Origin of the sequence: Oxalobacter formigenes (assembly GCF_002127965.1) — a bacterium.
GTDB lineage: Bacteria > Pseudomonadota > Gammaproteobacteria > Burkholderiales > Burkholderiaceae_D > Oxalobacter > Oxalobacter formigenes.
In genome coordinates this window covers 93,884-120,181 of the sequence record NZ_CP018787.1, presented here as the reverse complement: position 1 = coordinate 120,181, position 26,298 = coordinate 93,884, and the positions used below count along the sequence as shown (strand labels likewise).

The 26,298-nt window shown below is 50.1% G+C and carries 21 protein-coding genes; 9 read left to right on the top strand and 12 right to left on the bottom strand.

What is annotated here, in order from left to right:
* Window positions 1-96 precede the first annotated feature (96 nt).
* Complete coding sequence (gene aspS / locus BRW83_RS00630; protein ID WP_005882514.1) at window positions 97-1,914, top strand: aspartate--tRNA ligase; 1,818 nt, start codon at window positions 97-99, stop codon at window positions 1,912-1,914.
* A gap of 35 nt (window positions 1,915-1,949) precedes the next feature.
* Window positions 1,950-2,435 (top strand): dihydroneopterin triphosphate diphosphatase, encoded by a 486-nt coding sequence (nudB, locus tag BRW83_RS00625; protein ID WP_005882516.1) that lies wholly within the window; start codon window positions 1,950-1,952, stop codon window positions 2,433-2,435.
* Between the two features lie 82 nt (window positions 2,436-2,517).
* On the opposite strand, the gene BRW83_RS00620 is transcribed toward nudB, so the two are convergent.
* A complete protein-coding gene (locus BRW83_RS00620; protein WP_036603332.1) occupies window positions 2,518-3,303 on the bottom strand; it encodes a peptidylprolyl isomerase in 786 nt (261 codons plus the stop codon).
* Window positions 3,304-3,726: 423 nt separating this feature from the next.
* Here BRW83_RS00620 and BRW83_RS00615 point away from each other — a divergent pair, with 423 nt between their 5' ends.
* From BRW83_RS00615 to BRW83_RS00595, 5 genes are all read left to right on the top strand, one after another.
* Window positions 3,727-5,349 carry an ABC transporter substrate-binding protein gene (locus tag BRW83_RS00615; RefSeq protein WP_231284526.1) on the top strand — a complete coding sequence of 541 codons (1,623 nt, stop codon included), beginning with the start codon at window positions 3,727-3,729 and terminating at the stop codon, window positions 5,347-5,349.
* Between the two features lie 57 nt (window positions 5,350-5,406).
* Window positions 5,407-7,428, top strand: a complete 2,022-nt coding sequence (locus BRW83_RS00610) for a M3 family metallopeptidase (RefSeq protein WP_005882523.1) — start codon at window positions 5,407-5,409, stop codon at window positions 7,426-7,428.
* Window positions 7,429-7,508: 80 nt separating this feature from the next.
* Window positions 7,509-8,447, top strand: a complete 939-nt coding sequence (locus BRW83_RS00605; protein WP_005882525.1) for an ABC transporter permease — start codon at window positions 7,509-7,511, stop codon at window positions 8,445-8,447.
* A 5-nt stretch (window positions 8,448-8,452) separates the two neighbouring features.
* Entirely contained in the window at window positions 8,453-9,586 is a 1,134-nt protein-coding gene (locus BRW83_RS00600; protein ID WP_005882527.1) for an ABC transporter permease, read from the top strand.
* Window positions 9,583-11,295, top strand: coding sequence for an ABC transporter ATP-binding protein (locus BRW83_RS00595; RefSeq protein WP_036603334.1), 1,713 nt, complete (start codon window positions 9,583-9,585; stop codon window positions 11,293-11,295). Before BRW83_RS00600 ends, BRW83_RS00595 begins: the two co-directional genes overlap by 4 nt.
* Here BRW83_RS00595 and BRW83_RS00590 read toward each other — a convergent pair.
* Window positions 11,281-12,354 (bottom strand): mechanosensitive ion channel family protein, encoded by a 1,074-nt coding sequence (locus BRW83_RS00590; protein WP_005882530.1) that lies wholly within the window; start codon window positions 12,352-12,354, stop codon window positions 11,281-11,283. The two genes, BRW83_RS00595 and BRW83_RS00590, sit on opposite strands and share 15 nt — an antisense overlap.
* A gap of 110 nt (window positions 12,355-12,464) precedes the next feature.
* On the opposite strand from BRW83_RS00590, the gene BRW83_RS00585 reads away from it, so the two are divergent.
* Window positions 12,465-13,013, top strand: coding sequence for a YaeQ family protein (locus BRW83_RS00585; protein WP_005882533.1), 549 nt, complete (start codon window positions 12,465-12,467; stop codon window positions 13,011-13,013).
* 43 nt (window positions 13,014-13,056) lie between these two features.
* On the opposite strand, the gene BRW83_RS00580 is transcribed toward BRW83_RS00585, so the two are convergent.
* From BRW83_RS00580 to yjgA, 3 genes are all read right to left on the bottom strand, one after another.
* Window positions 13,057-13,728, bottom strand: coding sequence for an alpha/beta hydrolase (locus BRW83_RS00580; protein ID WP_036603336.1), 672 nt, complete (start codon window positions 13,726-13,728; stop codon window positions 13,057-13,059).
* 72 nt (window positions 13,729-13,800) lie between these two features.
* Window positions 13,801-14,400, bottom strand: coding sequence for a molybdopterin adenylyltransferase (gene mog / locus BRW83_RS00575; protein ID WP_036603337.1), 600 nt, complete (start codon window positions 14,398-14,400; stop codon window positions 13,801-13,803).
* Window positions 14,384-14,992, bottom strand: coding sequence for a ribosome biogenesis factor YjgA (gene yjgA, locus BRW83_RS00570; protein ID WP_005882539.1), 609 nt, complete (start codon window positions 14,990-14,992; stop codon window positions 14,384-14,386). Before yjgA ends, mog begins: the two co-directional genes overlap by 17 nt.
* An 87-nt stretch (window positions 14,993-15,079) precedes the next feature.
* On the opposite strand from yjgA, the gene pmbA reads away from it, so the two are divergent.
* Complete coding sequence (pmbA, locus tag BRW83_RS00565; protein WP_005882541.1) at window positions 15,080-16,432, top strand: metalloprotease PmbA; 1,353 nt, start codon at window positions 15,080-15,082, stop codon at window positions 16,430-16,432.
* Between the two features lie 12 nt (window positions 16,433-16,444).
* On the opposite strand, the gene BRW83_RS00560 is transcribed toward pmbA, so the two are convergent.
* The 7 genes from BRW83_RS00560 to leuS form a co-directional block, all read right to left on the bottom strand.
* On the bottom strand, window positions 16,445-17,224 hold the full coding sequence (locus BRW83_RS00560) for an aminotransferase class IV (RefSeq protein WP_231284527.1): 780 nt from the start codon (window positions 17,222-17,224) through the stop codon (window positions 16,445-16,447).
* A 16-nt stretch (window positions 17,225-17,240) separates the two neighbouring features.
* The gene (gene pabB, locus BRW83_RS00555; protein ID WP_005882546.1) at window positions 17,241-19,328 is read right to left on the bottom strand and encodes an aminodeoxychorismate synthase component I; all 2,088 of its coding nucleotides are present in this window, start codon (window positions 19,326-19,328) and stop codon (window positions 17,241-17,243) included.
* A 19-nt stretch (window positions 19,329-19,347) separates the two neighbouring features.
* Window positions 19,348-20,571, bottom strand: coding sequence for a THUMP domain-containing class I SAM-dependent RNA methyltransferase (locus BRW83_RS00550; protein ID WP_186447491.1), 1,224 nt, complete (start codon window positions 20,569-20,571; stop codon window positions 19,348-19,350).
* A gap of 36 nt (window positions 20,572-20,607) precedes the next feature.
* Window positions 20,608-21,873 (bottom strand): glutamate-5-semialdehyde dehydrogenase, encoded by a 1,266-nt coding sequence (locus BRW83_RS00545; RefSeq protein ID WP_005882548.1) that lies wholly within the window; start codon window positions 21,871-21,873, stop codon window positions 20,608-20,610.
* A 62-nt stretch (window positions 21,874-21,935) separates the two neighbouring features.
* On the bottom strand, window positions 21,936-22,946 hold the full coding sequence (gene holA, locus BRW83_RS00540; RefSeq protein ID WP_005882549.1) for a DNA polymerase III subunit delta: 1,011 nt from the start codon (window positions 22,944-22,946) through the stop codon (window positions 21,936-21,938).
* A 5-nt stretch (window positions 22,947-22,951) separates the two neighbouring features.
* Window positions 22,952-23,551: an LPS-assembly lipoprotein LptE gene (locus BRW83_RS00535; RefSeq protein WP_005882550.1), complete on the bottom strand. Its 600-nt coding sequence runs from the start codon at window positions 23,549-23,551 to the stop codon at window positions 22,952-22,954.
* A gap of 31 nt (window positions 23,552-23,582) precedes the next feature.
* Window positions 23,583-26,225, bottom strand: a complete 2,643-nt coding sequence (gene leuS / locus BRW83_RS00530; protein ID WP_086131726.1) for a leucine--tRNA ligase — start codon at window positions 26,223-26,225, stop codon at window positions 23,583-23,585.
* Window positions 26,226-26,298 lie beyond the last annotated feature (73 nt).

Below are 26,298 nucleotides of genomic sequence, written 5' to 3'. Positions count from 1 at the left end.
CGGGCCTGCTAACTGATTTCAGAATTATATGAAAGGGCGTTCTGTTTTCCGGTATCGCCCTGAAGTTGAAACCTTATTGATAAAAAGTTGATATTTATGTCCATGCGAACAAATTATTGTGGCCTTACTACCGAGAAGATGCTCGGTCAGACTGTAACACTATGCGGCTGGGTGCACCGGCGCCGTGATCATGGCGGGATCATATTTATCGACTTGAGAGACCGTGAAGGTCTGGTTCAGGTTGTCTGCGATCCGGACAGGCCGGACGTTTTCAAGGTGGCTGAATCGGTTCGTAACGAATTCTGTCTTCAGGTGACCGGTATCGTTCGCGAACGGCCACAGGGCACGGTCAATGAAAACCTGACCTCGGGACGTATTGAAGTGTTCTGTGAAAAACTGGAAGTGCTGAATCCGTCGGTTACCCCTCCGTTCCAGCTGGATGATGAACACCTCTCCGAAACGACCCGTCTGACGCACCGTGTTCTCGATCTGCGCCGTCCGCAAATGCAGAACAATTTGCGTTTGCGTTACAAGGTTGCGATGGAAACGCGCAAATATCTGGATGAAAACGGCTTTATCGATATCGAAACACCGATGTTGACGAAATCGACACCGGAAGGTGCCCGCGATTATCTGGTTCCTTCCCGTGTCAATCCGGGTGAATTTTTCGCTTTGCCGCAATCGCCACAGCTGTTCAAACAGTTGCTGATGGTTGCCGGTTTCGACCGTTATTACCAGATCACGAAATGTTTCCGCGACGAAGATTTGCGTGCAGACCGCCAGCCGGAGTTTACCCAGATCGACTGCGAAATGTCGTTTGTTGAAGAACAGGAAATCCGCGATCTGTTTGAAAACATGATCCGTGGCATCTTCAAGAAAACGATGGACGTCGATTTGCCGAATCCATTCCCGGTCATGACGCATGAACTGGCGATGGCCAAATATGGTTCCGACAAACCCGACCTGCGCGTCAAACTGGAATTCACCGAGCTGACCGACGTCATGAAAGACGTGCCGTTCAAGGTATTTTCCAATGCCGCCAACATGCAGGGCGGTCGCGTTGTCGCCCTTCTCGTTCCGGGTGGCTCCGCTGAAGGTTCCGGCATGCCGCGTTCGGAAATCGATTCCTATACCCAGTTCGTCGGTATCTACGGCGCGAAAGGTCTGGCCTATATCCGCGTTAACGATATCGAAAAAGGTGCGGCTGGCCTGCAATCGCCTATCGTCAAGAACCTGACGGAAGAATCCATCAAACAGATTCTTGAACGCACCGGTGCCAAAAATGGCGACCTGATTTTCTTCGGTGCCGACAAGGCACGGGTCGTCAACGATGCCATGGGTGCCTTGAGAAACAAAATCGGCTATTCCGACTTCGGTCATGCAAACGGCCTGTTCGACGAAGCATGGGCTCCATTGTGGGTTATCGATTTCCCGATGTTCGAATACAGCGAAAGCGATAATCGCTGGGCTGCCTGCCATCATCCGTTCACGTCACCAAAAGACGGTCATGAAGACTACCTTGAAAGTGATCCGGGCCGTTGCCTTTCCAAGGCTTATGACATGGTTCTGAATGGTTGGGAACTGGGTGGCGGTTCAATCCGTATTCACAAGGAAGAAGTCCAGAGCAAGGTTTTCAGGGCATTGAAGATCAGTGACACCGAAGCACAGGAAAAATTCGGCTTCCTGCTGGATGCGCTCCAGTATGGTGCCCCTCCACATGGTGGCCTGGCTTTCGGTCTGGATCGTCTGGTAACCCTGATGACGCGCTCCGATTCCATTCGTGATGTGATTGCATTCCCGAAAACACAGCGTGCGCAATGTCTGTTGACGCAGGCACCGTCTGAAGTCGGTGAAAAACAGTTGCAGGAACTGCATATCCGCTTGAGAAAAATAGAAACCACTCAACCAGCCTAAGAGGAAAGGGAGCTTGAACGCTCCCTTCTTTCATCTTGAACGTGAACTACAAAATTCCACAATCGGTTCTGGTCGTCATTTACACGAAAGAACTGGATGTCCTGTTGATCGAGCGTGCCGATCGCCCGGGGTTCTGGCAATCGGTGACTGGTTCGCGGGATTCGCTGTCGGAACCGCTTGAACAGACGGCGGTGAGGGAAGTGTTTGAAGAAACCGGCATCAAGGTTGTCCAGTCAGTTCAAAGCGTATCCGATCATGAAGTGTCTCTTGATTGTCTCGAAGACTGGAAAATCGACAATGTGTTTGAAATTTTCTCGGTCTGGAGACATCGTTTCGCACCCGGAGTTACCGAAAATACAGAACATGTTTTCGGTTTGCAGGTTCCTGAAAAATTCCCGGTGGTACTCGCGCCAAGGGAACATTTGAATTCGATATGGTTGCCATACAGGGAAGCGGCGGAAAAATGCTTTTCCCATACCAATAAAGACGCCATTTTGCGTTTGCCGGAGCACGTAAAATGATATGCTGAAGTGCAGGACGGACGAAAAGGGAATGTAAAAAACCAGCCTCAATGAAGGCTGGTTTTTTTGTTCAGGAAGAAACTTACTGGATTTTCGCTTCTTTCATCAGGCCCATTTCATATTCCTGCCATTTTCTATACTGCATGGAGGCTTTCAGTTTAGGCTTGATCTGTTCATAAGTCGGGATTTTCACTTTCTGTGAATCGACTACCTTGATGATGTGATAACCGAATTCGGTTTGAACAGGGGTCTTGCTGACCTGGCCTTTTTTCAGCGATACCATTGCATCGGAAAATGGCTTGACGAGATCGCCAGCAGTGGCCCAGCCCATGTCGCCGCCCCGGGCAGCGGATGCCTTATCCAGGGATTTTTCCTGTGCCAGTTTTTCAAAGCTGGCTGGGTTTTTGCTTACCTGTTTAATGATGCTGTCGGCTGTGGCCTTGTCCTTGACCAGAATGTGCTTGACGTGATATTCCGTCTGGCCTTTCTGCATTTTGACAAGACGGTCGTATTCGGCCTTGACTTCATTGTCGCTGACCGGATTCTTCGTGACATAGTTGTTTCTTAAGGTATCGATCAGGATGGAGCGTCTTGCCATTTCCATCTGTTTTTTGACGGCGTCGGTTGATGCCAGGTTCTGTTTTTCAGCTTCCTGCAGCAGTACTTCGCCAACAATTAGCTGAGTCTTGATATTGTTTCTCAACTCAGGAGTGTCTTTTCCTCCCTGTTTGACGACCTCCTTGACCGCTTCATCGGAATAAGAGGATGGGATGGCCTTGCCATTTACAACAGCCACGTTTTGAGCGAATGCAGCAAAGGAAACGAAAGAAAGCGACAAAGTGCTTAAAACCAGTGCTTTTTTAATCATAAGAGTTCCTAGTAAAGTCAATACAGTGAGAAAATATAGAATGAAATTTCAAAACGATTTCATTTTGTTTCAAAAAATTACAAAACTTTTGAGCTGACAAATAATCTTTTAACTATACCTTTTTTTTTCTGAATGTTGAAAAAAGATTGAAGAATTAAAAATCGGTTAACTATTTTTCATTATTTAAATTTTTGTCGTTTCAAATAAAAGAATATTGATTTGGTAAAATTTTTCCAGAGAAAAGCTGATTTTTTTGACATGTCCATTATTGGCCGATTCCAGAAATCATTGTTGATATTATTTATTGGCATGGTGTTGCCTTTCGTGCATGCGGCCGATTCGCACAAGGTACTCCATTATGTTTTTCCTTCGCCGGAGACTGGGTTTGACCCCGCTGTTGCCCATGACATGTATTCTGGTCAAGTGATCAGGTCGATATATGAAACCCTCTATGCATACGATTATCTCGCACGGCCGGCAAAACTGGTGCCATCAACCGCCGCGTCCATGCCTGTCGTAAGCAATCATGGAAAAACCTATACCATCACGCTGAAAAAAGGCATTTACTTTACGGACGATTCTGCTTTTGGTGGAAAAAAAAGGGAATTGACGGCGTCGGATTACATCTATTCTCTCAAACGCCTCATGGATCCGGCGGTAAGATCGACCTGGGGTTGGCTTCTGGAAGGAAAAGTCATTGGTCTGGATGCGCTGGCAAAACAGGCCAGAAAAACAGGACATCTGGACTATGCAAAACCAATTCGCGGGCTCGAACTGGTCGATCGGTATACATTCAGAATTCATTTAAACAAACCGGACTATAACCTGACTCATGTACTGGCCCATTATCCGACAAGTGCTGTCGCTCATGAAATTGTCGACAAATACACGGATGGCAATGGACAGATCATGGCACACCCGGTGGGAACAGGCCCTTATGTCCTGACCGAGTGGCAACGGGGTTCAAAGATGATTCTGGATGCCAATCCTGCTTACAGGGGGTTTATCTGGGATTTCAGGGCAGGAAGCGATCCGGAAGACAAACGGATCGTCGAAGAAATGAAGGGCAAACGGATGCCGCAGATCGGGCGTGTCGAGATTGCCGTTATCCCGGAGGACCAGTCGAGATGGCTGGCGTTTGAAAACCGTGAGGTCGACCTTTTCAATCTGGACGGTCCACTGGCTCCGAGAGCGCTTGAAAAAGGGCATTTAAGGCCGGAACTGGCATCGAAAGGTGTCCGGCTCTCACGAATTATCGAACCGGAACTTTCCCAGTTCTATTTCAATATGCAAAATGAGGTCGTCGGTGGTCTCTCGAAAGAGAAAATCGCATTGAGGCGTGCGATTGCCATGGCGCATAACGTGAAAGAAGAAATCAATGTTGTCTGGAACGGTGAAGCCATTCCGTTGGAATATCCCATACCACCCGGTATTATCGGGCATGATGCCAAATATAAAAGCAGCGTCCGTTATGAGCCGAAAATCGCCAATGCCTTGCTGGACAAATTCGGTTATAAAAAAGGGGCAGATGGATATCGTCGAATGCCGAACGGAAAACCTCTGGTGATCGTTTTTTCGGCCCGGGCGGATTCTACCGGGCAGCAACAGCTCGAGATGTGGAAAAAGACGTTCGACAAACTGGGCATCAAGATGCAGAGCGACAAGCGGCTTTTCCCTGATCTGTTAAAAGCCGAAAAACAGTGTCGGCTGATGATGCGGACGAGTCCGTGGATTGCGGATTATCCAGACGGCAGCAATTTCATGCAATTGTTCTATGGCCCACATACCGGACAAAGCAACAACGGCTGCACCAGAATTCCACAGTATGATCGCTTGTATGAGCAATCGGTTGCGTTGCCGGACGGACATGAAAGAGATCTTCTTTATCACAAGATGACGCGACTTCTGGAAGTATATGCGCCAACACGTATCGGTTATGCCCGATACCGGAATATGCTCTTGCAACCCTACGTGATCGGTTACAAGAAGCATCCAGTCATGCATAATGAATGGATATATATCGATATCGACAATGACAAAAGGTGAGTTTGCCGTTATAACGGTCTATTATTGCCTCTTCGAACCTAAAGAGTTTTAGAAACCATGAAGAAAAAAGTTCCTGTTTTCAAGTCTCTCGTCTGTGCCGTATCTCTGGCACTGACTGTTTCCATTCCCGCTTTGGCTTCCACGGATCGTCCTGTTTTGCCTTTACCGTCGGCCGATGAAATCGGGCCGCGTTGCCAGCAGGGGCTGAGCGATCTGGGCCAGCAAATCTCTGCTCTGGAAAAAATACAATCGCAGTCCGAGGAAGGTGCAGCCGAATTCCTGAAGGGCTGGAACAGTCTTCAGATCGCAGTGGAAAATCTGCAGGGGCCGATGGCGCTCTTAAGCCAGGTGTCACCGGACGCCAGTGTCCGGAAAAATGCCGATGCCTGTTCCATGAACGTGCAGCGTTTCATCACCGACATGTTCCAGAATGAAAAACTTTACCGGAACATGCGCATCATGCGGGTGAACGACGACGAAGAACGGAAATTGCGGCAGGACATCGTCAGCGCCTATGAGGATGCCGGTGTTTCGCTTTCGGCAGACAAACGTAACCGGGTGAAAGAGATACTGGAAAGACTGACGGAAATCGATCAGGAATTTTCGCGCAATATACGCGACAACAAGACAAAACTGGTTTTTTCGCCCGAAGAGATGCAGGGCTTGTCGAAAGAATACCTGGCCAATATCCAGCGCGACGGTAAAGGCAATTATCTGCTCGGTTTTTCCTATCCCGAATACATTCCTTTCATGCAGTATGCGGATAACGACAAGGCACGGGAACGCTATCGTTTTGCATTCATCAATCGTGGCACGCCTGCCAATATCCAGCTGTTGCAGGAAGCGGTCAATTTGAGACATGAAATGGCCGTGCTTTCCGGATATCGCAGCTATGCCGATTTTGCCTTGCGCAGGCGGATGGCGAAAAAACCGGGGCCGGTCAACAAGTTTCTGGACAATGTCCAGGAGATCGTCGTCCCTGCCGAGAAAAAGGAACTGGATGAATTGCGGGCTTTCAAGGCACAACAGCGCGGCATCCTTTTCTCGGAATCTGAAATCAAGCACTGGGATACCAATTACTGGCAGCAAAGGGTCAAGGAAGCACGCTATAACATCGACCAGAACAAATTGCGCCAATACTTTCCGACGCAGGCTTCGATGGACTGGGTCATGGGATTGTCCGGCAAGCTGTACGGCATTGAATTCAAAAAAGCCGACGTTCCGGTCTGGCATTCGGATGTCGTTTATTACGATGTGATCGACAAGGCTTCAGGCAAACAGCTCGGTGGCATTTATCTCGATATTTTCCCGCGCGATGGCAAGTATGGACATGCGGCGGCTTTCCCGGTTCAGGGATCGAGCACCACGGAAAACCGTCAGCCGATTTCGGTTCTGGTCGCCAATTTCAACCGCAATGGGCTGGATCTGGACGAGCTGGAAACAATGCTTCATGAGTTCGGACACGTCCTGCATGGTGTCTTGTCCAATACGCGTTATGTCGATCAGGCAGGTACCAGCGTGGAAAGGGACTTTGTCGAGGCTCCTTCCCAGATGTATGAGGAATGGGCACACAATTACGAGGCGCTTTCCACCCTGCCGGCGTATTGCACGAACGCTTGTCCGACAGTTGATGCGGATATGTTGAAACGCCTGAATGAATCCCGAAAATTCGGTCAGGGTATCCTGTATTCCCGTCAGGTTCTGTACGCCAAATATGACATGGCCTTGCACAGCGACAAGCCGGGCGATGTCATGAAGACATGGATGGAAATGGAAGGCGATACGGTTCAGGGTTACGATCCGGGTACGCAATTTCCGGGACAGTTCAGCCATGTCGTCAGCGGTTATTCGGCAGGATACTACGGCTATCTCTGGTCGAAAGTTCTGGCTTTGGATATGCTGTCCCGTTTCAACGGCAACCTGATGGACCCACAAGTCGGACAGTTTTACAGAAAAACGATTCTGGAAAAGGGCAGTGAATTGCCTGCCGACAGGATGGTCAGGTATTTTCTGGGACGTGCCCCGGACAGTACCGCTTTTTATGAAGACATCAGTGGCAATGCATCGGGCAAGAAATGAAATGGCGCGGCCGTGATGCAAAAACGGTCGCGTTATTTTGTGAAGGACGCATTATTCGCTGAACAGGACTGTCGCACAACATGTTTTCCTATCTGATTCGACGCCTCTGGCAGATGATACCGACCATACTGGGGGTATTGTTGCTGGTTTTCTTTCTGTTTAACTGGGTCGGCGGCGACCCGGCCTATGTACTGGCGGGTAAAATTTCCAATCCGGAACAGATTGCCAATATCCGGCACCAGCTCGGGATAGACGAACCTGTTTACGTGCAGCTGTGGATATTCCTGAAACAGACAATCTGTTTCGATTTCGGCAACAGCTGGAGTACGGGTGAATCGGTTTCGAGCATTCTGCTCTCAAGACTCGGGCCTTCGCTGACGCTTTTGATTCCGCTGACCTTTCTTGAAACCGGCCTCGCCATCGCGCTGGGACTGGCCGTTGCCTACGTTCGTGGATCGTTAACCGACAGGATGATCATGATCGTCTGTACAGTCGGCATGTCGGTCAGTATTTTGGTTTACATCATCGTTTTCCAGTATCTGCTCGCCTATAAACTGGGGTGGTTTCCCGTGCAGGGCTGGGGTGAAAACTGGGTTCAGGATCTTTTCAAATATTCTTCGCTTCCGATCCTGATTCTGCTTGTCGTCAGCATTGCACCCAATTTGCGTCTGTACAGAACATTCATGCTTGACGAAATCGGTCAGGATTACGTCCGCACGGCAAGAGCCAAGGGATTGTCGGAAAAACGGATTTTATGGGTTCACGTCTTGCGCAATGCGACGATTCCCATCATTACCTACGTGATGTCGAATCTGCCGTCTTTATTGATCGGCGCTTTTCTGGTCGAGCGCTTCTTTTCGATACCGGGGATCGGCCGTGAAATCATTCTGGCTGTTGAACGGAGTGACTTCCCGGTAATCAAGGCGATTACCGTCTATGTTGCGATAGCGACGATGTTCTTCAATCTGTTGGCGGATCTGCTTTATCAGAAGATCGATCCGCGTGTCCGCTTGCGGTGAATGTCATGGCGAATCAGTCGATTTCATCCGAAGGATTGTGGGCATTGACATGGAAGCGTCTGAAAGCAGACCGGCTTGCCATGTTTTCTCTGGGTATCGTCGTCCTGTTTCTGGGATTGCTGGTTTTCTCTGCATCCGGGTTCGTTGCATCCGACTGGTCGAAAGAAGTGGGCGTTCACTACGCTCCTCCTGATTTTGTCGGTAGCCAATCGAGCTATACTGCTGATGAATTGGCAGAAACAGATGCCGTGCCGGTGCGTGAAATTCCCCCGGAAAATCCGGTCGATCCCCTGAAAGATATCATCCGCGATTTGAGAAAGGAAGTCTCAAAAGGACAGCCTTCCACCGAAACCTACGGCATCGAAGACCCGCTGAAAACGGAAATGGATGAAATCCGCAGCCAGCAAAGCTTGGAAGAAACAGCTGTTTCCGACGACTCCGGCCGCTTGAAAACCCTTCCGTTCGGCGCGGACAAATGGGGACATGACATTATCAAGAAAACGGTCAAGGGATCGGAAACGTCCATTCTGGTCGGTCTGATTGCCGCATTTGTCGCCACCGTGCTGGGGACTTTTCTCGGGGCATTCGCCGGGTATTTCGGCGGCTGGATAGACGATTTTCTGAACTGGTTTTATAACGTCTTCACATCGATTCCCTATCTTCTCCTGATTCTGGCGGTGGCTGCTGTCCTCCAAAGCAAGGGAGTGCTTACTATCATCCTGATTCTCGGTCTGACTGGCTGGACTGGCGTGTTCCGTCTTGTCAGGGCAGAATACATCAAGCACAAGGAACGTGAATACGTTCTGGCGGCCAACACGATCGGCGCGTCCAACTGGCGAAGGATGTTCGTCCATATTTTTCCGAACGTCAGCCATATATCGCTTGTCCAGATGTCGATCCTCTCAGTCGGTTTCATCAAGTCAGAAGTTATTCTGAGTTTTCTGGGGTTCGGTGTTCCGGTCGGGGTCGTATCATGGGGAAGCATGCTGAACGAAGCACAGAACGAGCTTATTCTCGGCAAATGGTGGCAACTCGTTGCCGTGACGATATCCATGGCGATTCTGGTAACGGCGCTGTCATTGTTTACCGATGGATTGAGGGACGCGCTTGATCCGAAACTGAAACAGGGGGATTTATGACCTTGCCGGAATCTGACATCCTCCTGCGTGTCGACAATCTCCGTGTTTCTTTCCGGGTTGATAAAAACACGGTTTTCGAAGCGGTCAAGGGCATCTCCTTCGATATTCCGGTAAACAGGACGGTTGCACTGGTCGGTGAATCCGGTAGTGGAAAATCGGTCAGTGCACTGGCAGTCATGGGCCTGCTGCCGGAAGGCAATACGATTATCGATCCGTCCTCAAAAATCCTGTTCGAAGGAAACAGTCTTTTTGACATGACCGGCCGGCAAAGAAGGCAGTTGTGCGGCTCGAAAATTTCGATGGTCTTTCAGGAACCGATGTCATCCCTGAATCCGGTTTTTACCGTCGGTTACCAGATCGGGGAAGTACTGCGTTTTCATAAAGGCATGACCGGGAGGGAGGCCCGGGAACGGACGACTGAATTGCTGGATGAAGTCGGCATTCCCGATCCATCGACCAAAGTGGATGCATTTCCACACCAGTTGTCCGGAGGGCAGCAACAACGGGTCATGATCGCAATGGCTATCGCCTGCGAACCACGCCTTTTAATTGCGGATGAACCGACGACCGCGCTGGACGTAACCATACAGCGACAGATTATCGAACTGATCCAGTCACTGCAACAGCGGCATCACATGTCGGTTCTTTTCATTACGCATGATTTGCAGCTGGTATCGGAAATAGCCGATGAAGTGATCGTCATGCGGTATGGTGACGTGAAGGAACAGGCGAGCGCAAGCGACGTTTTCGTTCATCCATCCCATCCTTATACGAAAGCCCTGTTGTTGTGCCGTCCACCCATAAACGAAAGGCCATTTCATTTGCCGGTTATCGACGACGTCATGCAGGCCGAAGGCAAGCCTCATGAAAATTTTCCGCAAAGGGTAAAGGGATATTCGCCGGACGATGAACCTGTTCTGGACGTTAAGCATTTAAGCAAAAACTTCGAAATCCGGTCCGGTTTTTTCAAAAAGAAACTGTTCCCGGCAGTCAAAGACGTCTCTTTCGTTTTGCCGCGCAAGAAAACGCTGGGTATTGTCGGTGAATCCGGCTCGGGAAAAACCACGTTGGGACTGACCCTGATGAGATTGCATGCCGCCAGTACCGGTCAGGTTTTCTTTGACGGCAAGGACATCCTGTCGATGACGGAAAAGGAATTTTTGCCGTACAAGCGCCGTATCCAGATCATTTTCCAGAATCCCTACGCTTCACTGAATCCGCGCTTTACGGTCGGGCAGATTCTGATGGAGCCGCTTGCCATTCACCGGATAGGCGCGTCTTCTTCCGAACGCAAGGAAATGGCGTTCGACTGGCTGAAAAAGGTCGGTTTGCCACCTGAAGCGTTCTTTCGTTATCCGCATGAATTTTCGGGGGGGCAGCGCCAGCGTATTGCCATCGCCCGTTGTCTGACCATGCAGCCTGAAGTGCTGGTTTGCGATGAATCGGTCTCGGCGCTCGACGTTTCCGTTCAGGCGCAGATTCTGAACCTCTTGCAGGACCTGCAGGACGAATTCGGCCTTTCCTATCTCTTTATTTCCCATGACCTGTCGGTTGTGAAATACATGGCCGATCAGGTCATGGTCATGAAAAATGGCGAAGTCGTCGAAATGGCCGGTTCGGACGAAATATACCGCAATCCGCGTCACCCTTATACACAAACGCTGCTGGCGGCCATTCCGAAAGACAGATACGGTTCACTGACTGATTGATACTGGTTCATCCTTGAACAGATACAAGGTTCGTGTAGGAAATGCAAACTCGATTTTCTCGGCAGCAAAATGCTCGATCAGTGACAAGTTGACTTCCTGCTGGGCATCCAGAGCAACACTGTAATCCGCACTTTTCACATAATAGGCGATTTCATAATTCAGGCTGGATTGCCCGATAGTGTTAAAGTGAACCCGGTCAAGCCGTGTTGTCGGAATCTTGCTGAAGATGTCCTCTATAATCCGGTTGATACGATGCAATTTTTCGGGGGGTGTGTCGAATGTGACGCCGATGGAAAAGACCATACGCCTTTCCTGCATTTTCTTGAAATTATGAATCCGGCTTTTCAGCAGGTCGGCATTGGAGATAATCAGTTCTTCACCCGAAATGCTGGTCAGCCGGGTGGTTTTCAGGCCGACGTATTTTACGGTACCGTTCAGATCGTCGATAACGATTGCGTCGCCGACTTCGAAAGGTTTGTCTATCGCGATGGAAAGCGAGGCGAACAGATCACCAAGGATGTTCTGGACTGCCAGCGCGACGGCGATACCGCCAATACCCAGACTGGCGATCAGTGCCGTTATGTTGATGCCGAGATTGCTGAGTATCAGAAGCAGTGCGATGGTCCAGATGACGAGTTTGGTGGCGAACCCGATAATGTGCATGTTCATTACCTGATGTCGCGTATCTTTCCCGAATTCAGGGGATGCCTTGTAAGCCAGCCATGACGATGTCGCCTTGCTGATCCACAAGCCGCACTGGAACAGGAAGACAACCGCTGCCAGATGGGCGTTGACGGTATTGACCTCGTCCGGAAGATCGAGAATGTAAACGCCACACAAGAGGGAAAAAACGAAAATCGTGATGACACTCGTGGACTTGACGGTTTCGGCGAGGATGTCGTCCCAGTGCGTCGTGGTTGTGCTGGCTTTTTTGAACAGCCTTGCACTGACGAACTGTTTGGTTGTATATAGAATGAGAAACAGTGCCAGAATGACCAGCCCGGCAGCCAGCAGATGTTCCCAGGAGTTGCTGAAATAGATGATTTTCAGATGTCTCATATCGTTTGGGTTCAATTTTTATGTAATAGTTCTACTAGACACCTTTTATGAAGCCGGCAGTCTGATATAAATCCAGATTCTTCTATTTTCAGATTCCTGTTTCCGTTCTTATGGCTTTTTCCGCATCGATTTTCAAAACGAACGTCCAGCTCTCCGATATGGACAGGCAGCATTACTCGACTTATTCCCTTACATTGGCACGGCATCCGTCAGAGACGGATGAACGGATGATCGCGCGCCTGATCGCCTTCATGCGTTATGCCGATGAAGGCCTTGTTTTCACGAAAGGGCTGTCTGATACCGAGGAACCCGATTTATGGATAAAGGATCTGACCGGCCAGACGGATTTGTGGGTTGAAGTGGGGGCTCCGACCGTCAAGCGCATTGTGTCGAAAAGTCGGCAAGCCAGAAAAATCGTTGTCTTCGGATATGGTCGCAATGCCGAGTTGTGGTGGAAAAAGAGCAAGGCCGATCTGGAGAAAGTCCGCAATCTTGAAGTGGTGATTTTGCCGGTTGAACTCACTGAATCCATTTCACGTCATGTCGAAAGGTCGATGGAATGGCAGTGTCTGATACAGGACGGCCAGATGAGCCTGATCGGAAAAGACGGAAGTTTTGAAGTGGATTTACAGGGATGTACGCGACAGGCGTTCGAATGAAACAATCCCTGCCCTGAAAGCAGGGATTGCCATTGAAACCGCATCAGGCCAGCAATTTGGTCAGCCAGGCGGAAAGGTCTTGCACTTCAGGCAACGACATCGTATGGCCCATGTGATAGGCGTTCCAGTCGACCTTGTAACCGAGTGATTCCAGCAGTTTCATGGTATCTTCGGCGCGTGAGAACGGAACGACTTCATCCTGTGTTCCATGAGCCAGGAAAATCGGGGTGTTCTGGTTGGCCGGATTCCTGTCGTCGGGGAAAGAATACATGAGTGGCATGTAACCGGACAGGCCGATGATGCCCGCCAGTTTTTCCGGATAGCACAAACCGGTATAAAGGGCCATCGCACATCCCTGTGAAAAGCCCGCCAGAAAAATTTTGTCTGCAGGTACGCCTCTTCTTTTTTCCTGTTCGATCAGCATGATAATCTGGTCGCGCGACTCGATGATGCCTTCGGAATCTTCCATGTCCGAATCTTCGAAACCGGCATAAATGTCGAACCATGCCCGCATGAAATAGCCACCATTGGCCGTGATGTTACGTTCCGGAGCGTGTGGAAAGATAAAGCGGATAGGAGGGCATCCAGAGAGGTCGAATTCTTTTACCAGTGGCACGAAACTGGAACCGTGGTCTCCCAGACCATGCATCCAGATGACGGAGACTTGTGGATCCGGGCCGGTATCGGCCTGGCTGTATTGCAAAAATGAGCTCATTGTTTTTCTCGTCGGTTAAGGTTGTTAAGAGGCGGTAAAAAGCTGGCAATGATTCAGTCAGTACATCCTGTTTTACGATGCATCTTTTTTCGGACGCCAGGCTTGGCAGACAGCTTCATTCGTTTCGATATAAGGACCACCGATCAGGTCGATACAGTAGGGAACGGCGGTAAAAATTCCCGGCACGATGATATTCCCGTCCTTGTCGCGGACGCCTTCCAGTGTCTGGCGGATGGCAGCCGGTTGTCCCGGGAGATTCAAAATCAGGGAGGCATGCTCGGGCCGTTCACAAATAACAGCGACCTGACGTGATAAAATGGCTGTTGGAACGAAATGCAGGCTGATCTGACGCATCTGTTCGCCAAATCCCGGCATTTCCCTTGTGCCGACCGCCAGTGTCGCATCCGGTGTCCGGTCTCGTCTGGCGGGGCCGGTGCCTCCGGTCGTCAGAATGAGCGAGCAACGGTCTTCGTCGACCAGTTCGTGCAGGGTTTTCTCGACCTGTTCATATTCGTCCGGGATCAGGCGTTTTTCCAGCCAGATGCGGGATTTGATGGCCGAAGTGAGCCATGCCTCCAGTGCGGGAATACCCAGATCCGGATAGCTTCCTTCATAGGCGCGATCCGAAACGGAAACCAGTCCGATCGATATGTCTTCAGGATTTTTCTTCATCAGCTTCCTCACTTTCGTCAATTTCATCACTATTTTCGGTTGAAATGGATGGCGGTGACATGAGTTGCTTCAATTGTCGGTAAATTTCACGGTACGATTTCGGCGGTTTGTTTTCGGCCGCTTCTTTTTTTGCGTTCCGGATCAGTGTTCTCAATTGCTGGATATCGGCAGCTGGATATCGTTGCACGAATTCAGTCAGTGCAGAACCGTCAGACAACAGTTTTTCACGCTGGTTCTCGATGGCGTGCATCAAAACGGTATCCGCCTTCAGCAGGCCTTTCCAGCTGTCGAGCGTGTTGTTGATCTGTGCAACCGCATCTTCATCCAGGGAACGCATGATTTTGCCGACGTACTGCAATTGCCTTCTCCTGCCTTCGTTGTGCCTGATTTTCTGGCATTCCATGATGGCGTCGCGAAGTTTGTCCGGCATGGGAACGCGCTTCAAGCGGTCGGCTGATTCATTGACCAGTTGTTCGCCCAGTTTTTGCAAGGCGGTCATTTCACGCTTCAATTGCGATTTGGATGGACGGTCGTATTCTTCTTCCAGATCACTGGAACGGAAACCACAGGAACCTCTGTTTGAATTTGGCATAATCGTACTTCTGTGTAAGGTCATTAACTCGTTTCTTATTGGCTGCTATCATAACAGCCTTAACAGAACCTTGAAAAAGATAATCTCATGAACGATTCCGATTTTGTGTCCAGTGACGATCAGTTGAAACAAATTGCTGAAGACGTATTGAAATACGCACGTAAAAAGGGAGCGTCGGGCGCTGCCGTAGGCATCAGTGAAGGCAGTGGCCTGTCTGTCAGTGTGCACAAGGGGGAAATCGAGACAATTGAGAAAAATCAGGACAAGGGAATCGGAGTCACGATTTTTGTCGGAAAAAAACGCGGTAATGCGACAACGTCCGATTTTTCAAAAGAATCCCTGAAACAAACCGTTGAAGCGGCCTATAACATCGCGACATTTACCTCGGAGGATGATGCGGCGGGTTTGCCGGATACCGACATGCTTGAACGACATCCGCGTGACCTCGGACTGTATTACCGCTGGCCGATCAATACCGAGGAAGCCGTTGAACTGGCAAAACGCTGTGAAGCGGCAGCCTTTGAAACCGACAAGCGGATTTCCAATACGGAAGGCGCCAGCGTCAATGTCAGCCATTCGCATTTCATTTCAGCCAACAGTGACGGATTCATCGGCGGTTATCCTTATTCCAGTCATTCGTTTTCTGTTGCACCGATTGCAGGTTCCGGCGGCAATATGCAACGGGATTACTGGTATACCTCTTCCAGAAATCCGGCTGAGCTCAAATCTCCTGAAGAAGTCGGCCGTTACGCGGCCGAGCGCGCGCTTGCCCGCCTGAATGCACGATCGATCGGTACCCGCAAATGTCCAGTTCTTTTCGAGGCACCGCTTGCCATCGGTTTGCTGAATTCATTCGTTTACGGGGTTTCCGGTGGTGCCCTGTATCGTAAATCCAGCTTCCTGCTGGATTCGATGGATAAACAGGTTTTTCCTGACCATGTCGGTTTGCTGGAAGATCCCCATGTCATCGGAGCGAGCGGTTCGGCACCTTTTGATGATGAAGGGGTCAAAACAAGCCGTCGTCAGATTGTCGAGAATGGCATTGTGAGAGGCTATTTCCTTTCATCCTATTCTGCGCGCAAGCTGGGTATGAAAACGACGGGAAATGCCGGTGGTTCCCATAATCTGATACTGGGTTCGAAACTGACGGAAGAAACCGACGATTATGCAGCGATGCTGAAAAAGATGGGGACAGGGCTTGTCGTGACCGATCTGATGGGACAGGGTATCAATTACGTCACCGGCGATTATTCCAGAGGTGCGTCGGGATTCTGGGTCGAAAACGGCGTCATCCAGTATCCGGTCGAGGAAATTACGATTGCCGGAAATCTGAAAGAGATGTTCAGACAAATTGTCGCGATCGGTGCGGATACGCAGATACGGGGAGCCAAGAAGTCCGGATCGATCCTGATAGGGGAAATGACTGTCGCTGGTGTTTGACCAGTACAGGATTCAGACCGGTTTGCTGAACTCGTCCAGTTTTTGTCGCCAGTAATCGATGTCGATATCGCTGGACGTCTTGAATGGGGATTTTTCCCAGTCAACGACTCGACGGATTCCGTGAAGTGCATTGACGGCCCAGACTTCGCAGCCATTCAGATCAGCGGTTTTACGAAAACGATAAGCGAAGGGAATGTTTTCCTGTTCCGCAATCAAACGGAGCAGCTGGCTGGTCACGCCCGGCAGTATACGCTGCGATGATGGTGTAGTGCACAGCACAGACCCTTCCCACCATAAAATGCTCGTCGTCAGTCCTTCAAGTAAAAATCCTTTCGGGGTCGTCAGGATGGCTTCATCAGCGCCCTGCCCGGCAATTTTCTTCCTTGCAGAGATTAATTTCGCCAGATCAGGGCCCTTGTGTCTGGGCAGTTTTCTGAAATCTTCGTTTTGATAATCAATCAGCCGGATCGTTGAATGAGTGGCAGGCGCAGGCCGGATACGGATCTGGAGAACGGGGCAAGATAAATTTCCGGCCAGTTCGATACGCGGAAACCATGAACCGGTTTTCGGCAGCTTGCCAATAGCCGAGTTCCAGAAATCATTGAGGATATCCGGACTGGTTCCTGCAAGTTCCATGCAACTTGAAAAGAAACGTTGCCGATGCATGTCTAATGCACGGACATAGCCATCCTTGACAAGCCATGAATCGGCTGCCAGAAGCTTTTCTTCCGGTTTGCCGGCAATGACCAGTTCTTTTTCCGTTGTGTATTGAAAAATGGATTCGTTCGACACGATGACAGTTCCCATGCTAGGTAAAATCGGTGTTGAACAGGTCAAGAAACGCTTTTGCCTTTACCCGGATTTCCTCGAATTCTTCTTCCGGATCGGAAAGGGCGGTAATCGCGCCCCCGACGCCAAACGAGAGTTCGCTGTGAGACATGACCAGAGTGCGGATGACGATACTCAGATCGACGGCACCGGATAAGGAAAAATAGCCGATGGCGCCGGAATAAATGCCACGTGCACCCTCTTCCAGACTGTCAAGGATCTGCATAGTCCGAAGCTTCGGCGCTCCCGTCATCGAGCCGCCGGGAAAAGCGTCGCGGATGCATTGGCATGGGGATGCGTCCGGCCTTATTTTCGAGCGGATGGTACTGACCATCTGGTGAACGGTTTTATAAGATTCGATGGCAAACAGTTTCGTGACTTCAACACTGTTCAGTTCAGCGGTTTTTCCAAGATCATGCCGTACCAGATCGACGATCATCAGGTTTTCGGCGTTCTCTTTTTCACTGGCAACCAGTTCATCATGGAGTATTTTGTCTTCTGCCGGATCGTTCGATCGGCCACGGGTTCCCTTGATCGGTTTCGATTCGGCTATGCGCTCATCGGAAATGGAAAGGAAACGTTCGGGTGAACAGCTCAGTATGCAAATATCTTTCAGTTGAAGATAGGCGCTGTAAGGGGTCGGATTGGAACGTCGAAGCATCCGGTAAGCAGTCCAGGGATCGGCACCGGATCGTGCCGTTGCCATATTCGTCAGACAGACCTCGTAAGTTTCTCCCTGCCGGATATATTCCTTGCTCTTTTCGATGAGTCCGATGTATTTTTCCCGGTCGTGCCGGAGAACGAACGGCTTCTCAAGGGAAAGCGATTCCGGCAGATTGTCAGGTTCATCCTGATGCGCAGGCCCCATGTCTGTAAGGAGCATGGACGTGTCTTCAATCCATTTTTCTGATTCGGATTGAGCGTCATATCGGGCAAGCCCCAGCAGATGAACCTGTTTTTCCTGATGGTCGATAACCATGCCGCGGTTGCAAAATACCATGACCGTATCAGGGTAAGGAGATCGATGGATACTTCCAGCCTCACAATCTCCTTTCATTTCGTATCCGATATAGCCGAGCCATCCGAGAGCGAATTCAAAAGGCATTTCCGGCAAGTCAATTTCAAAACGGTTCAGGTCATTTTCCAGCCAGTCGAAAAAATTACCCCTTGTTTCCTGATCGCCGTTTTTGCCCGTCACATGAATGGCATGAGTTTTGACATCCACAGAAACGATACGACCCAGCAAACCTTCTGCCTTGCACAGATAAGAAAATCGTCCCGAACCATAGTCCTGTCTGCTGCTGTCGAGCCAGATGGCGTATTCCGAGTTTTTGAAACATTTTTCAAAAACCGTTTCGGAATCGATGTCCAGCGCCAGCTGTTTATGCAGGAGAATAAGGCTTTCCCTGGCTTGCTTTTGTGTAGCTTGTGCTTGAGCCGGTTTGAAAGGCAAAGACAGAGTAGCAGATACTTTAGCTTTTTCGTTTTGTCGGTCTTCGGTTAATTTTCTGAAATTTTCAAAGATTTGCAAGCCGTATTCCGTACAAATCGATTCCGGATGAAACTGGACTCCCCATTGAGGGAAAATCCGGTGACGGATTCCCATAATGGTCCCGTCTTCGGCTCGCGCCGTTACCTCCAGTGCATCCGGAATGTCGTAAACCGCGAGGGAATGGTAGCGGATGACTGGAAAGGGGGAGGGGATGTTCCTGAAAATATCGCTGCCATCGTGCCTAACGAGCGATTTCCGTCCATGACGTGCTTCCGTCGCCAGATCGATCCGGCTGCCGTAAAACTGGCATATACCCTGATGTCCGAGGCAGATTCCCAGAACAGGAATATCTTTTTGCGCAATCACATCGGGACAAATGCCGAAGTCAGCCCGTTTGTCCGGCCGTCCCGGCCCCGGTGAAATGACGACGTTGTCGAAACCGTAAACCATGTCAGCATCCCAGTCCGGATCGTCATTTTTTATCACAAGCGGAGGACAGCCGTTAACGGCTGCGATCAAATGATAAAGATTGTAGGTGAAGGAATCGTAATTATCGATCAGCAGAGTTCTAATCACTTACGCCTCGACCATCACATTATTTCTGATCTTCTGACCTGAACGTTCTGGACTGGCGTGGCCGGTTCGAACCGGCAACCATATCGAAGCGGAACAGGCGGCATTCAATAGGGCCATTATAAAACGGTGTCTTCCGGGCTTCTTTCAGACGAAGCATTTTCGGGACAGACAGGTCTGCGGTAAACAGGAAAACTGACCAGTTCGGGAATCGCTGTTTCAGGGTGGTACCCAAAGCCTGATAGAACTGGCTGGCGAGCTCGTCGGCTTCAAGATTGCGGTTGCCGCGCACGCCGATACGTTCGCCATACGGTGGATTAGTCAGGATAATGCCCGGTTTGTCGACCGGCATTTTGATTTCCTGCGCTTCGATCTGATGCAGCGGAATGTCGAAAGGAACGCCCGCTTCCTGCAGATTATGACGGGTCATGGTCAGCATGTCGCCGGAAATGTCGCTTCCATATATCATCGGGTTATCCGGCACCGGATTCACCTTGACGGCATCTTTCAGTGCTTTCCATTTTGCAGCATCGAAGTTGCTGAGTTTTTCAAACGAAAAAGACCGTTTGTATCCCGGAGGAATGCCCATCATCATCCGGGCGGCTTCAATCAGGATAGTCCCGGAACCACACATCGGGTCGAGTAGAGGGATACCCGGTTTCCAGCCCGATATTCTCAACAGGCCGGCAGCCAGATTTTCTCGTAAAGGCGCGTCACCCGTTTCAAGTCGCCAGCCGCGCTTGAAGAGCGCTTCACCGGACGTATCCAGATAAAGAGTGACGTTATGGGCATCGAGAAACCCGGCGATCCGGATATCCGGCGCATGTGTGTTGATGGATGGCCTAATGCCGTTCTGGCTTCGAAAACGGTCGACGACCCCGTCCTTGATGCGCAGCGTCGTGAAATTCAGGCTTTTTAAAGGTGATTTGATGGCTGTTATATCGATACGCAAGGTATTCTGGACGTCGAACCAGCTTTCCCAGGGCTGTTTGACTGCCAGCCGGTAAATGTCTTCTTCGCTCTTGTAGCTCGATTGTGCAATCCTGAGCAAAACACGTGAAGCGATACGGGAATACAGATTGATCAGCCAGCAATCTTCAATCATTCCAGAACAATGGACACCACCCGGAATGGTCTGGTGAATCGCCAGCGTCTTGCTTTTTTCAGCGATTTCTTTCAGTTCTTCAGCGAGAGCGTCTTCCATGCCTCTCGGGCATGGACAGAAATAGGAGTAGCTCGTAGACATACAGGTTACCTTTTGACCGTAATTGTTTTTAAAAAATTATTTTCGTATTTCGCCATGTCCGAAAACGACATATTTCAGTGAGGTCAATCCTTCAAGACCGACCGGGCCACGTGCATGCAGCTTGTCGTTGGAAATACCGATTTCCGCGCCGAGACCGTATTCAAAACCGTCGGCAAAGCGTGTGGATGCATTGATCATGACGGAAGACGAATCCACCTCGCGCAAAAAGCGGAGTGAATGGCTGTAGTCTTCCGTAATGATGGCGTCGGTATGCTTGGATGAGTAACGGTTGATATGAGCGATGGCTTCATCCAGACCGCTGACAACGCGGACAGCCAGTATCGGGGCGAGATATTCCGTTTGCCAGTCCTCTTCCGATGCTTTGGCGAGATAAGGATAAGCGCCCAATATCTGGAATGCCTTTTCGTCACATCGCAGTTCAACTTCTTCGTCACGATAGCGCGTTGCCAGAAGCGGCAAGACATCGGCAGCGACGTTTTCCGATACCAGAAGCGTTTCCATGGTATTGCAGGTTCCATAACGCTGGCATTTGGCGTTGAAACCGATTTCAACCGCCTTGTCGAGGTCTGCGCTGTCATCGATATAAATGTGGCAGATGCCATCCAGATGTTTGATCATCGGGATTTTAGATTCGCGCATGAGCCGCTCAATCAATCCCTTTCCGCCACGGGGAACAATAACATCGACGTATTCCGTCATCGTAATCAGTTCGCCCACTGCGGTACGGTCAGTCGTTTCGACAACCTGGACAGCCTGTTCGGGCAGTCCGGCCTTGGCAAGGCCTTCCCTGACCAGACCGGCAAGAACCTGATTGCAGTGAATGGCTTCAGAACCGCCCCGCAGGATGGTGGCGTTACCGCTCTTGATGCACAAGCCTGCCGCATCGACCGTTACGTTCGGGCGGGCTTCGTAAATGATACCGATAACACCCAAAGGCACACGCATTTGTCCGACCTGAATACCAGATGGAAGCAGTTTAAGATTTGAAATGGCCCCGATCGGGTCGTCGAGAGACGCAATCTGTTCAAGGCCGGTTGCCATTGTTTCGATTGCTTTGTCGGATAAGGTCAGCCGATCCAGAAGTGCCGCTTCAAGGCCATTGTCTTTTGCGATATCGAGATCTTTCAGGTTCGCCGCGCGCAAAAGGGCAACTTCCCGGCGTATTGCCTGTGCAATAAACAGCAAAGCCCTGTTCTTGGTCGCCGTATCGGCTTTTGCCATCAGGCTGGCCGCTTCCCGGGCCTGTTGTCCGATCCGGGTCATGTAACTTTTGATTTCCATCGTCGTCAATCGCTTATCTCGGGGAATGACAACGTTAACATTCCCCCGGTTTCAGTTCAAGTTTATGCTATGGAAAGGCCCAGCTGGGTCAGGGCATCCCATGCATCGTCCATCATGGAATCGGAACGCAATCCCTTGATGATCTTATCGATTTGTGCCGTTTGCTGTAAAGCTTTCTGCAAGTTGTTTTTGTCCAGCCTGTTTACAGTCGACTGGATGAATCTTTCGCGCGGTCCTCTCAAACGCAGGCTTTTTGAAACAGAGGCAAACGCCTGTCCTTCTTCCAGAGCCATTTTGCATTTCAAAAGAGTCCTGATCTCATCTGTTACCGTCCAGAGTATCAGCGGAAGCGGTTCACCTTCCCCTTTCAGGCCTTCGACCATTTTGATGAAACGGGTGCGATTGCCTCCCAGCATCGCTTCGGTCAGCTTGAAAACGTCATATCGTGCGACATTCAATACAGAGCTGCAAACCTGTTCGAAACTCAACTTCCCTTCCGGGAACAGGAGTGCCAGTTTCTGGATTTCCTGATGCGCTGCCAGAAGATTGCCTTCCACCCGGTTGACAAGAAAGTCGATGCCCTCTCTGTCAATGGACTGTTTCTGTTTTGCAAGGCGTGAGGAAATCCAGTTTCCCAGACGGGACAAGTCGATTGTCGGAACGTCTATATAAATGCCATGCTTTTGCAAGGCAGAAACCCATGCGGACTTCTGGGTTGTCCAGTCAAGCTTCGGCAAGGTAATCAGGGTGATATTGTCGGGATTCAGTCCGGCGACGTATTCCTGTAAAGCTGTGCTCCCTTCTTTACCGGGACGGCCGGTCGGAATACGCAATTCGATCAGTTTCTTGTCTCCGAAAAGCGACATGGCGTTGTTCGTCGCCTGAAGCTGGCCCCACTTGAAACTGCGTTCGACCGTCAAGACCTCACGCTCGGTAAAATCGCGGGTTCTGGCGGCATGCCGTATCCTATCGGCCGCTTCGAGCGCCAAAAGATGCTCATCCCCTGTCAGTATATACAAAGGGGCCAGTTCTTTCTGAAGGTGAGACTCTAAGGCTTCGTATTTCAGAAACATAAACGTTAATCAGGCGTTCCGGGTTGATGTTCAGGTTGCCTGTCCAGACTGGTTGTGTTTTCTGTTGTCTGATCTTCAGACCCGTTAATGGCTGACATTTTAATGGCCGACAATCTTCTTAAAAGCTGATGAGCCATATCGAATTGCATGTCCTTGTAAAGCATCAGTTCTTCATTTTCCTTGGACAGGGCTTCATTATCGTTGTACGTCATTGTCCGGCGAAGAGCCAACTTGGTTGGTTCGATCAGGATTTTCCCTTGTGGAGTTCTGGCGGTGAATTCCAGTATGTAATCCAGTGAATACTCACGTACACGTCCCTGGGCATTCAGGGAAAGATAATCCTTGTTTTTCTTTTCAGAGATAGCTGACAAGATAACTTCAGCCTCTTTGGGATTATTGGCTAACTTCGTCAGCTTCATGCCTTTGATCAGTCGTTTGAGACGTGCAGATGTCTGGGAATCAGCAGGAAAGTCGATATAAATGCTTGAAAAAGAAAGCTGATCGCCGCCTATGCCATTCGTCCCTCTTAAATGAAAGCCACATGCAACCAATAACGTGGTTGCAAAGAGCAGAAATATCCAGTTGTATAAACGTTTATATTTCATTTCGGCTTCCATTTGAAAGTAAATCAATATTTTAAACGACAATATTCACCAGCTTGTTCGGAACGACAATGACACGCTTCGGCGTTCCGGTAATGAATTTTTGGACGTTTTCATTTTCCATTGCGATCTTTTCGATAGTTGCCTTGTCAGCCGCTTTCGGTACATGAATGCTGCTGCGAAGCTTGCCATTGACCTGAACGACCATTTCAATCTCATCCTGTTCAAGGGCGGATGCATCGACTTCAGGCCAGGCTGCGTTTAACAGGTCACCATCCGTTTTTTCGTATCCGAGTTCCTGCCACAAAACATAAGTGATGTGTGGCACGACCGGATAGAGCGTTCTCAGGAAAATCGACAGGGTTTCGCGCATGACAGCGGCAAATTCCGGCGAGTTGTCGGATTTCGCGGCTTCAAGCGTGTTCAGCATTTTCATACATGCCGACACGACCGTGTTGTATTGAATGCGGGCATAATCCTGATTGGCCTGCTGCAGAACCTGATGGATTTCACGTCTCAATGTTTTCAGGGATTCAGGCAGGTCTTTCGGAAGAGGCTGGTTTGCCGCTTTTTCAATCATTTCCTTGTTTTTGAAAGCAAAAGCCCATACGCGACGCAGGAAGCGGCTGGCGCCTTCGACCCCGGAACCGGACCATTCAAGCGTCTGTTCAGGAGGGGACGCGAACATGGTGAACAGACGGGCCGTATCGGCACCGTACTGTTCGATTTGTGTTTGCGGGTCGATACCGTTGTTTTTCGATTTCGACATTTTTTCGATGCCGCCGATGTTGACCGCTTTTCCGTCTTCCTTCAGTTGTGCGGAAACAGGACGGCCCTTGTCGTCGAGTTGCAGTTCGACTTCTTCAGGGTTGAACCAGCTCTTCTTGCCGGAACTGTCTTCCCTGAAATAGGTTTCATTCAAAACCATACCCTGAGTCAGCAGTTTGACGAACGGTTCGTCAAATTTGATCAGGCCGAGGTCGCGCATGACCTTGGTGTAAAAACGGGCATACAGCAAGTGCATGACGGCATGTTCGATACCGCCGATATACTGGTCCATCGGCATCCAGTAATCGATACGTTCATCGACCATGGCCTTGTCGGAACCCGGCGAACAGTAGCGCATGAAATACCAGCAGGAATCGACGAAGGTATCCATCGTGTCGGTTTCGCGACGAGCCGGTTTGCCGCAATGCGGACATGTCGTATTGACGAATTTTTCATCTTTGGCCAGCGGATTGCCACTGCCATCAGGAATGCAATTTTCCGGCAAGAGAACAGGCAAATCCTTTTCAGGAACCGGTACGGCTCCACAGTCCGGGCAATGAATGATCGGAATCGGTGTGCCCCAGTAACGCTGCCGGGAAATGCCCCAGTCACGCAGGCGATAAGTCACTTTCTTTTCACCCAGACCTTTTTCTGCCAGAACGGCTGCGACGGCATCGACTGCTTCCTGATAGTTCAACCCGTCGAAACGACCGGAATTGATACACTTGCCGTGTTCCTTGTCGGCATACCATTCATGCCATTCATTTTCCATGAACGGCTGGCCATCGACGTCGATAACCTGACGGATCGGCAAGCCGTATTTATGGGCGAATTCAAAGTCGCGTTCATCGTGGGCAGGTACTGCCATGACAGCGCCGTCACCGTAGCTCATCAACACGTAGTTACCGACCCAGACTTCAACCAGCTGGTTGGTCAGGGGATGATTGACGAACAAACCGGTTGGCATCCCTTTTTTCTCCATCGTGGCCATATCGGCTTCGATGACACTGCCCCGTTTGCATTCTTCAATGAATTCCGCCAGTTCAGGATTGTCTTTTGCAGCGAAACGGGCAAGATCGTGTTCGGGTGCAACTGTACAGAAAGTGACCCCCTTGATCGTGTCGGCGCGGGTCGTGAAAACCCAGAGTTTTCCGTCGCCGATCAATTGTCCGTCCGTATCATGAATGTCGTGAGTGAAAGCGAAACGGACGCCTTCGGATTTGCCGATCCAGTTGATCTGCATGGTGCGGACCCGTTCAGGCCAGCCCGGGAGCTTGTCCGTGACGTAGTCCAGCAGTTCTTCCGCATAATCGGTAATGCGGGCGTAGTACATCGGGATTTCACGTTTTTCGATCAATGCACCCGAACGCCAGCCACGGCCGTCAATCACCTGTTCATTGGCGAGAACAGTCTGGTCAACCGGGTCCCAGTTAACAGTTCCTGTTTTCTGGTAAATGATGCCTTTTTCCAGCATCTTCAAAAACATCCACTGGTTCCATTTGTAATAATCCGGTTTACAAGCCGTCATTTCACGTGACCAGTCAATCGCCAGCCCCATGGAAGCCATCTGTCCTTTCATATGGGTGATGTTGGAGTAAGTCCATTCTGCGGGAGGAATGCCATGCGCCATCGCAGCGTTTTCAGCGGGCATGCCGAAAGCGTCCCAGCCCATCGGCATCAAAACGTTATAACCGTTCATGCGCAGATAGCGATACATCACGTCGTTGATCGTGTAGTTGCGGACGTGTCCCATATGAAGCCGACCTGACGGGTATGGCAGCATGGAACAGGCATAAAATTTGCCTTTCGGGAAACGGGGATCGTTTTCGACGGTTTTGTATGCCTCTGTTGATTCCCAGTGTTCTTGTGCAGATTTTTCTACCTCTGCATGGTTATATCTGTCTTGCATGATGGCTAACGATAGGAAAATTTAACGTTCGGTTTTTGACGGAAGATCATATGATAATACGAGTAGCACGATA

Excerpts from the sequence above, each read along its gene's own strand:
- aspS (WP_005882514.1), top strand. The coding sequence starts at position 97 with ATGTCCATGCGAACAAATTATTGTGGCCTTACTACCGAGAAGATGCTC.
- BRW83_RS00620 (WP_036603332.1), bottom strand. The coding sequence starts at position 3,303 with ATGATTAAAAAAGCACTGGTTTTAAGCACTTTGTCGCTTTCTTTCGTT.
- BRW83_RS00610 (WP_005882523.1), top strand. The coding sequence starts at position 5,407 with ATGAAGAAAAAAGTTCCTGTTTTCAAGTCTCTCGTCTGTGCCGTATCT.
- BRW83_RS00605 (WP_005882525.1), top strand. The coding sequence starts at position 7,509 with ATGTTTTCCTATCTGATTCGACGCCTCTGGCAGATGATACCGACCATA.
- BRW83_RS00600 (WP_005882527.1), top strand. The coding sequence starts at position 8,453 with ATGGCGAATCAGTCGATTTCATCCGAAGGATTGTGGGCATTGACATGG.
- BRW83_RS00595 (WP_036603334.1), top strand. The coding sequence starts at position 9,583 with ATGACCTTGCCGGAATCTGACATCCTCCTGCGTGTCGACAATCTCCGT.
- BRW83_RS00590 (WP_005882530.1), bottom strand. The coding sequence starts at position 12,354 with ATGAGACATCTGAAAATCATCTATTTCAGCAACTCCTGGGAACATCTG.
- BRW83_RS00585 (WP_005882533.1), top strand. The coding sequence starts at position 12,465 with ATGGCTTTTTCCGCATCGATTTTCAAAACGAACGTCCAGCTCTCCGAT.
- BRW83_RS00580 (WP_036603336.1), bottom strand. The coding sequence starts at position 13,728 with ATGAGCTCATTTTTGCAATACAGCCAGGCCGATACCGGCCCGGATCCA.
- mog (WP_036603337.1), bottom strand. The coding sequence starts at position 14,400 with ATGAAGAAAAATCCTGAAGACATATCGATCGGACTGGTTTCCGTTTCG.
- yjgA (WP_005882539.1), bottom strand. The coding sequence starts at position 14,992 with ATGCCAAATTCAAACAGAGGTTCCTGTGGTTTCCGTTCCAGTGATCTG.
- pmbA (WP_005882541.1), top strand. The coding sequence starts at position 15,080 with ATGAACGATTCCGATTTTGTGTCCAGTGACGATCAGTTGAAACAAATT.
- BRW83_RS00550 (WP_186447491.1), bottom strand. The coding sequence starts at position 20,571 with ATGTCTACGAGCTACTCCTATTTCTGTCCATGCCCGAGAGGCATGGAA.
- BRW83_RS00545 (WP_005882548.1), bottom strand. The coding sequence starts at position 21,873 with ATGGAAATCAAAAGTTACATGACCCGGATCGGACAACAGGCCCGGGAA.
- holA (WP_005882549.1), bottom strand. The coding sequence starts at position 22,946 with ATGTTTCTGAAATACGAAGCCTTAGAGTCTCACCTTCAGAAAGAACTG.
- BRW83_RS00535 (WP_005882550.1), bottom strand. The coding sequence starts at position 23,551 with ATGAAATATAAACGTTTATACAACTGGATATTTCTGCTCTTTGCAACC.
- leuS (WP_086131726.1), bottom strand. The coding sequence starts at position 26,225 with ATGCAAGACAGATATAACCATGCAGAGGTAGAAAAATCTGCACAAGAA.